Genomic DNA, 8,269 nt, shown 5'->3' with positions numbered 1-8,269 from the left:
GGCAAGGGCTGACGTATTTAATTATATCGAGCGGTTCCACAACCCAAGAAGGCGGCGCAAGGTTGCAGCTCAAGATCGCAAGTTTACCGCCTTTTTAAAACCGTCCGTGGAAACGGGGTAGAACCCTAGCCCAGCTTTTTCTGTGGCGACAGCGTAACGCTAAGCAGATAAAGAGAGCCTAAATGGACTAGGGGTTTGCCTATTTGGTGATAGTTGAAACTTCAGGTATTTCGTGAATACTGCGCCAGTCATTTCAGCGTTATGGCCTCAAGAGGCTATTTAGTTAGGGAAAAATAATGATTGATAACCAGATTGCCACCTCCGTAGGGCCATTGAATGTGAAGATATGGCCAGTGGAGGGTGACAGGGCGCCTGTCGTATTGCTACACGACTCTTTAGGCTGTGTTGCTTTATGGCGGGAGTTCCCTGCGGCGCTGGCGCAGGCCTGTGGCCGCACGGTGATAGCCTATGACAGAGTAGGTTTTGGCGCATCGCCAAAGCGTGACGGATCTCTACCCCTCAGTTTTGTGGAAGACGAAGCCGTGGTGATTGTCTCCCTTATGTCAGCACTGGCATTGCCACAGGTGGTGTTACTCGGTCACAGCGTTGGCGGCGGTATGGCCGTGGCGGCAGCAGCTTCGCTGGGGCAGCGGTGTGTGGCTGTCATTACCGAGTCAGCCCAGGCCATGGTGGAGGCGCAAACCCTAGCGGGGATCCGCGATGCACAAGTGGCATTTGAGGATGCCGCTCAGCGGGCGCGGTTGCAGAAATACCATGGCGAAAAGGCTGACTGGGTTCTGCATGCCTGGATTGACACCTGGTTGTCACCAGCCTTCGCCGAGTGGAATCTGGATGCGGAGCTGGAGCGTGTTACCTGCCCACTGCTTTGCCTGCATGGCGATAACGATGAGTTCGGCTCCATGGCACATCCTGCTCGGTTGGAACGCATGTCAGCAGGACCAGCGGAGGTCGTGATGCTTGAGCAATGCGGGCATGTGCCGCATCGCGAACAGGAGCAGGGGGTGTTGGAAGCAGTGTCGGCGTTCCTTTCTGCGTTGCCGTAACATGGCTTGGAGCATCCAGTGTGTCGCCTAACGGAATGAGCGGGAGTGGCGCTCCGCGCCAGTATCCTTGCTTACCTCTAACTACCGCTGTGTGCGATAGTTCATCAACGGTCAATACTGATCCATCTTTCTCCGTTTGAATTCAGATCGCAGGTGCAGAGTTGTGTAAAAAATGCAGGAGAACGACCACTGTGAATAGTTTGGATCTTAGTTACTCAGCCAGCGGCAACCGAGCGTGCGTACGTAGTTCTAATAATTATCCTATTTAACATGTATGCACACCAATCAATGTATTTTATGATAATGATCAATGGAGTAGCATTATTGTGTCAACTGTGTGCGGCGCAGCCCCTCCATCAATGCTAAGCCACTGGGGGTCTTCACTAATTAGTGCCATATTCTCTGGCGTGCAAGTTTCCAGCATCTGCTCCAGCGTTGGCATTGGCCGAATGATCTGTTGCCGATCGATCAGTCAGTTCCATGTGAGGTCTGGTCGTTAAAAGTGTTGAATTTAGCAACTTCACCAATAACTAATTGGTTATAAAAAATCTTTTTTATTCGCTATTTCCATGACTTCAAGTGACATCCCCCTGTTCTAGCCAACTGTTTGCCCCTTGATTACAGCGAGCCCTGGAGTTCTTAAGCTGCTCCTGAATAAGGCCTGCTAGTTCGACTTTTCGCCGGAGCGGAGCAGCCACAAGTGGCAGCACGGAAACGGATAAATTTTAATCAGGAAAGCTGGCAGAGTGACACCAAGGTAGGGAAATACCTTGAAGAAGGTCAGCAATTATCCAACACCGAGACGGTGAAATTGATGGAAAAGATAGTATCTCTCCCCATCTTATCCCCCTAACGGATCCTCCATAGGCTTGTAATCGCAATTTAAATTTGAATGGGATAATGTGCTTTTGATTCTCGCTCTTTATTGTTAGTATCCAGCACTCGTTCTATGAGTCGGTCTGTTTTGATAATGAATCGTTGGTTAACAGTCTTGTTAGCATTGGTGATTGCTCTGCAGTCACTGGCAGCTATTGGCGATACCAGTCGACCTCATTATCCTGCTACGCTTGATCACGCTCATGAAGACCTCGTCCTTAACTCGGTCACTCTGGGAATGGAGGAGTCTTCCTCATCCGACCCTTCGCGGGATCACGTGTCCGATCATTGCCATCAAAACCATTCCCACTGTCATATGGTGCTGGTGAGCGCCGCATCAAATATTTCCATTTTGTCCGCAGGTCAGGGCTTGTCCGACTATCAAGCCAGTCATACTTCAGTCATTCCACCCTCCTTGTTCCGCCCTCCCATAGCCTAATCCTACGATTCATTCCGTTCAGGAAACATCTTTTATTTATTAGACCTTCGTAGGAGAGGTTGCATGCTTATTTGCAAGCCCATGAGCATTGGGCGGCGTATAACGCCGCGCCAGATTTATATCCATTCTTTGTATCTACTCGTGCTGGCGCTCAACGTTTCCGTTGCCCACGCCGAAGAGACACCACTCACCCTTACCGATGCCCTGTCCCGGACGGTGGCGCAAAACCCCAGTCTGCGGGTATTCGACTTTCGCCTGCAGGGGCTTGAGGGAAAAAGCCTTACGGCCGATCAGGCACCGGCCTATGAAGCGGGCCTGGAGGTGGAGAATATACTCGGTAGCGGTGCTCTGCAGGGAGTCGACAGAGCTGATTACACCCTGTCGCTATCCTCAGTCATTGAGCTGGGAGGCAAACGCCGGGCTCGCACAGGCGCCGTGAGCTCCCGCTATGATCTGATGGAGGCCGAACGTGAAGCTGAGACTCTGGATTTGTTGGGTCAGGTGACGCAGCGCTATGTCGCCACCTTGGCTCTGCAGGAAAAGCTTGATTTATCCGCTCGGGCAGTGGAATTGAGCGAAGCCACCTTTAACACCGTTACCCGCCGTGCAAAGCAGGGCGCCGCACCAGAGGCCGAAGTTCTGCGTGCCAAGGCCGCTCTTACCCAGAGCCGGATTGCCCACAACGCGCTGCAAACGGAGTACGAGAAGCGAAAGATGGCGCTGGCCTCACTATGGAGCGAAACGCGGGTGGATTTTCAGCGGTTGCAGGGAGACCTGTTCCGATTCGAGCTTGGCGAGCGTTTCGAGGTGCTGTACCAGCTGGCCAGTGACAGTCCGATGCTCCGAGTTTACGCAAGCGAGCGACGGATGCGCGATGCCGAGATCCAGTTAGCTAAAAGTCAATCCGAAAGTGATATTCGCTGGCAGGTCGGCGCCCGCCGTTTTGAGGAAACGGGCGATACCGCGCTGGTGGCCGGGGTGTCAATGCCACTGTTTGCCGGTCGCCGGAATCGTGGAGAAGTGCAAGCCGCCACCGCGGCGCGTGACGAGGTGGAATACCGCCAACAGAGCGCGCTACTGCAACTGCACTCCCTGTTGTTCGAAGCCTACCACACCCGCCAACAAAGCATTGCCGCCGTTGAGCAGCTGCGTGATGCAGTGCTGCCCGATTTAACCCAGGCGCTCGATCTTACCCAACAAGCCTATGAACGCGGCCGCTACAGCTACGTGGAGTGGACCGCCGCACAGCGCGAACTGCTCTCGGCCCGCGAGGCACTCGTTGAAGCAGCCACCACGGCGCTGCTCAACCAGGCGCTTATCGAACAGCTTACGGCGCAGCCCATGACCCAAGGCCAGGCCACGCCTGCTAACCAAACACAGGATGATTGAACCATGCAATTGATAAAACCACTCTACTGGATACTGGTGGCCACCTGTCTGGCCATCACGCCTCTCCACGCCGCCGAAGATACGTACAATAACGACAAAGAAGCGCAATCAACCGCGCCCGAGACCAAGGGGCCCCATGGCGGGTTGTTATTGACGCAGGACGACACTCTCGTTGAGCTGCAGATTTTCGAGCAAGGTGTTCCCCCGGAATACCGTGCCTGGGTAACGAAGGGCGGTAAGCCCATTACCGACGGTGTTGACCTCAACGTCCAACTCACCCGCTTGGGTGGGCAAGTGGATACCTTCGATTTTGTCTTTCAGGGAGACTATTGGCTGGGTGACGGGGTGGTGACCGAACCTCATTCTTTTGATGTGGACGTCACGCTTGCATTGAACGGTAAACAATACCAGTGGCAGTGGGAGTCCCACGAAGGTCGTACTCGCATTGCGGCCGACATTGCTGAAAAGGCCGGAATTCAAGCTACTGAGGCCGGTCCGGGCTCAATTGAGCGAACGCTGACCACCTACGGGCAACTGACCATCGCACCGGAACAGATCGCGCGGGTGCGCGCTCGCTTTCCCGGCGTCATCACCAAAGTCAACGTTCGTTTGGGGGACCGTGTCGCCAAAGGTGATCGGCTGGCAAAAGTGGAGTCCAACGAAAGTCTCAAAACCTATGACCTGCGCTCACCCATAGATGGCGTGGTGACCGAGCGCCAAATTAGTGTGGGCGAAGTCGCCGGTGAGCAACCATTGTTTGCGATTGCCGATTTAACGACCTTGTGGGCAGAGCTTCGGGTGTTTCCGGGTCAGCGCACCGAGGTGGCGGTCGGTCAGAAAGTTCGCCTGCAAGCCGAGGGCTTTGATCAACGGGCTAGCATCAGTCACTTACTGCCTTCGCCGGGCAATGCTCCCTATACCCTGGCCCGTGTGGAAGTGGATAACCCCGCTGGCACGCTGAGCCCCGGTTTGCTGGTGGCGGGGGACATAGTGGTAGAGACCTCTGAGGTGCCACTGGCCGTGGAAAACCGTGCACTGCAGTCCTTTCGTGACTGGAGCGTGGTGTTTATTCAGGTGGACGACACCTATGAGATTCGCCCTCTGGAACTTGGCCGCAGTGACGGCACCTTGACCGAAGTGTTGGATGGACTGCAGGTGGGTGATCGTTATGTGGTGGATAACAGCTATTTAATCAAGGCCGATATCGAAAAATCTGGCGCATCCCACGACCACTAACCCAGGAGACTATGATGATCAATGCCATCTTACGCTTCTCGGTAGAGCGGCGGTTTTTAACCTTATCCTTTATTCTAGTGCTCATTGGTGTGGGCTTGTGGAGCTTTCAGCGCCTGCCCATCGATGCGGTGCCGGACATTACCAACGTCCAGGTGCAGATCAATACCGAGGCGTCAGGATATTCGCCCTTGGAGGCAGAACAGCGCATCACCTTCCCGGTGGAAACGGCCCTTTACGGCTTGCCTAATTTGTCCTATACCCGCTCAATATCCCGTTATGGCTTATCCCAAGTGACGGTGGTGTTCAAGGAAGGTACGGACATCTATTTCGCTCGCAACCTGATCGATGAGCGCCTCGGCTCCATCAAAAATGTCCTGCCACCTGGTCTGGAACCTGAAATGGGGCCGATCGCGACTGGCCTGGGCGAAATTTTGATGTATACCGTGGAAGCCTTGCCCGGCGCCACCCAAGCTGACGGTAATCCTTTAGATGCCACAGCATTGCGAGAAATTCAGGACTGGATCATTAAGCCGCAACTGGCGCAGGTGCCGGGAGTGATCGAGATAAACACCATCGGTGGCTACGACAAGCAGTACCACGTCACGCCCTCACCACAAAAGTTACTGCAATTTGGCGTCACCATGGATGAATTGTTGGAAGCCCTCGAGGCCAACAATGTCAATCGTGGCGCCGGCTATATCGAGCGAAACGGACAACAGCTATTGGTGCGCTCACCTGGGCAACTAGCGTCCATTGCCGAGATTGAGCAGGTGGTCATTACCAACCGCCACAAAGCACCGGTGAAAGTCAGTGATGTGGCCGAAGTGGCCATTGGCAAGCAGCTGCGCACGGGAGCCGCCACCCGCGACGGCAAGGAAACAGTGATGGGCACGGCCATGATGCTGGTGGGAGAAAATTCCCGCTCCGTCGCGAAGGCCGTGGCCGAAAAACTAGAGGCCGTTCAGCCCTCGCTCCCCGCAGGGGTCAAGGTGGAGGCGGTTTACGATCGCACAACCCTTGTGGACAAAGCCATCGCCACGGTGGAGAAGAACCTGCTCGAAGGGGCGTTGCTGGTGATCGTGGTACTGTTTCTGTTATTGGGCAACCTGCGCGCGGCCTTGATTACCGCGGCAGTCATTCCCTTGTCCATGCTCGCCACCATAACTGGCATGGTGAAATCGGGCGTGTCGGCCAATCTGATGAGCCTCGGCGCCTTGGATTTTGGCCTGATCGTCGACGGCGCCGTGATCATTGTCGAGAACTGTATTCGGCGGTTATCCCAGGCCCAACACTCACAATCTCAGGACAATGGTCAGCTGCCATTGCGGGAACGGCTTCAGTTAGTATATGAGGCTACCAACGAAGTCATTCGTCCAAGCTTGTTCGGCGTCGCCATCATTACCGTGGTGTATTTGCCAATCTTTTCGCTCACCGGTGTTGAGGGCAAGATGTTCCACCCCATGGCTGCCACTGTGGTAATGGCGCTGCTGTCCGCCATGGCGCTGTCGTTGACCGTGGTGCCGGCTGCTGTAGCGGTATTTATGGGGGGCAAGATCAGCGAAAAAGAAAGCCCGGTGATCAGCAGCGCCAAATCGCTGTACAAGCCGGCTTTGCTGGCTGCCATGAAGTTTCGTTGGCTGGTGTTGGGATCGGCGAGCTCACTGGTGGTGGTCTGTGTCTGGCTGGCAACCACCCTGGGTTCGGAATTTATTCCGCAGCTCGACGAAGGGGATATTGCGTTGCACGCCCTGCGTATTCCAGGCACAGGACTGGAGCAATCCATCGAGATGCAGGCGCAGCTGGAAGAACGGCTGAAGGCGTTCCCGGAAGTGGACAAGGTGTTCGCCAAGATCGGCACGCCGGAAGTGGCCACCGACCCCATGCCCCCCAGCGTGGCGGATAACTTTGTCGTCCTCAAGCCTCGCGACCAGTGGCCCAATCCCGACAAGACGAAGGATATGCTGGTGGCTGAAATGGAGGACGTTGTGACCCAACTGCCTGGCAACAAATACGAGTTCACCCAGCCCATTGAGATGCGCTTTAACGAGCTGATTTCCGGGGTGCGGGCCGATCTTGGGATCAAGGTGTTTGGCGATGATATGGATCAGCTGCTGGCATCGGCGCAAGCCGTTCAGGCGGTGTTAGAAACCATTGATGGTGCGGCCGATATCCAGGTCGAGCAGGTCACAGGGTTGCCCATGTTGTCGGTCCATCCCAAGCGCATGATGCTGTCGCGCTATGGCCTGAATGTCGAAGACTTGCAAACACTGGTGGCGACCGGAATCGGTGGTGAAAACGCCGGGTTGATTTACGAGGGCGACCGTCGCTTTGAGTTGGTGGTACGCCTGCCGGAAACAGTAAGGCGCGATATTGATCGCCTGGCCTTTTTACCCATTCCCTTGCCGGACGGAGGCTATGTGCCGTTATCGGAAGTGGCGGAGCTGGAGCTGGCACCGGCGCCCAACCAGATCAGCCGGGAAAATGGCAAGCGCCGGGTGGTGGTCACTGCCAACGTGCGGGACCGCGACCTAGGCGGATTTGTCGAGGAAGCACAGGGGCGGATCGCACAGCAGGTGGATTTGCCAGATGGGTATTGGCTGGATTACGGCGGAACCTTTGAGCAACTGCAATCGGCCAGTGCGCGTCTCGCCCTTGTTGTACCCATTACCCTGGCGATCATCATTGGCCTGCTGATTATGGCGTTTGGTTCGGTGAAAGACGCGTTAATTATTTTCACCGGCGTACCGCTTGCGCTGACTGGCGGGGTATTGTCGCTGTGGTTGCGGGACATGCCGCTGTCGATCTCGGCAGGCGTGGGCTTTATCGCGCTCTCTGGCGTGGCGGTGCTCAATGGTTTAGTGATGGTCGCCTTCATTCGCGACTTGTGGCGGGAACAAGGGGATCTCATCACGGCGATTGTGGAAGGAGCGCTGGTTCGCCTGCGGCCAGTTTTGATGACGGCCCTGGTGGCGAGCCTCGGCTTTGTGCCCATGGCGCTCAACACCGGTACTGGCGCGGAAGTACAGCGACCGTTGGCGACCGTGGTGATCGGGGGAATCATCTCCTCGACTTTGTTGACGCTGTTTGTGCTCCCGGTGCTGTACGCGCTGTTGCATCGCAAGAAAGCGAAAACATAGCAGGCTTGAACAGGCTTCGGGCACGCCCGGAGCCTGTTTCCGCAGCGAAACCCTGGCGGGCGAAGTGCAACTGTGGGTGCGACCGTCACTCAATTCCATAATCAGGTGTGATCGACTCGATCATCACC

4 protein-coding genes and 1 pseudogene are annotated in these 8,269 nt (G+C 55.5%); all 5 read left to right on the top strand.

Features of this window, described 5'->3' with window-relative positions; all coding sequences use genetic code 11:
* Window positions 1–121, top strand: a pseudogene (locus ABNH10_RS12400) (IS3 family transposase); the annotation flags it as partial.
* Between the two features lie 175 nt (window positions 122–296).
* On the top strand, window positions 297–1,064 hold the full coding sequence (locus ABNH10_RS12395) for an alpha/beta fold hydrolase (RefSeq protein ID WP_349386226.1): 768 nt from the start codon (window positions 297–299) through the stop codon (window positions 1,062–1,064).
* A gap of 1,378 nt (window positions 1,065–2,442) precedes the next feature.
* Window positions 2,443–3,768, top strand: a complete 1,326-nt coding sequence (locus ABNH10_RS12390; protein WP_349386225.1) for a TolC family protein — start codon at window positions 2,443–2,445, stop codon at window positions 3,766–3,768.
* 3 nt (window positions 3,769–3,771) lie between these two features.
* On the top strand, window positions 3,772–5,004 hold the full coding sequence (locus ABNH10_RS12385; protein ID WP_035460402.1) for an efflux RND transporter periplasmic adaptor subunit: 1,233 nt from the start codon (window positions 3,772–3,774) through the stop codon (window positions 5,002–5,004).
* 14 nt (window positions 5,005–5,018) lie between these two features.
* Window positions 5,019–8,141 carry an efflux RND transporter permease subunit gene (locus tag ABNH10_RS12380; RefSeq protein WP_349386224.1) on the top strand — a complete coding sequence of 1,041 codons (3,123 nt, stop codon included), beginning with the start codon at window positions 5,019–5,021 and terminating at the stop codon, window positions 8,139–8,141.
* Window positions 8,142–8,269: the final 128 nt, after the last annotated feature.

Origin of the sequence: Alcanivorax sp. (assembly GCF_040119285.1) — a bacterium.
Lineage (GTDB): Bacteria > Pseudomonadota > Gammaproteobacteria > Pseudomonadales > Alcanivoracaceae > Alcanivorax.
Note: the sequence above shows the minus strand (reverse complement) of the source record. Positions and strands in the feature narration are given on the sequence as shown.

What these genes read in the sequence shown, in the direction of transcription:
- ABNH10_RS12390 (WP_349386225.1), top strand. Translation starts at nt 2,443, where the DNA reads ATGCTTATTTGCAAGCCCATGAGCATTGGGCGGCGTATAACGCCGCGC.
- ABNH10_RS12395 (WP_349386226.1), top strand. Translation starts at nt 297, where the DNA reads ATGATTGATAACCAGATTGCCACCTCCGTAGGGCCATTGAATGTGAAG.
- ABNH10_RS12385 (WP_035460402.1), top strand. Translation starts at nt 3,772, where the DNA reads ATGCAATTGATAAAACCACTCTACTGGATACTGGTGGCCACCTGTCTG.
- ABNH10_RS12380 (WP_349386224.1), top strand. Translation starts at nt 5,019, where the DNA reads ATGATCAATGCCATCTTACGCTTCTCGGTAGAGCGGCGGTTTTTAACC.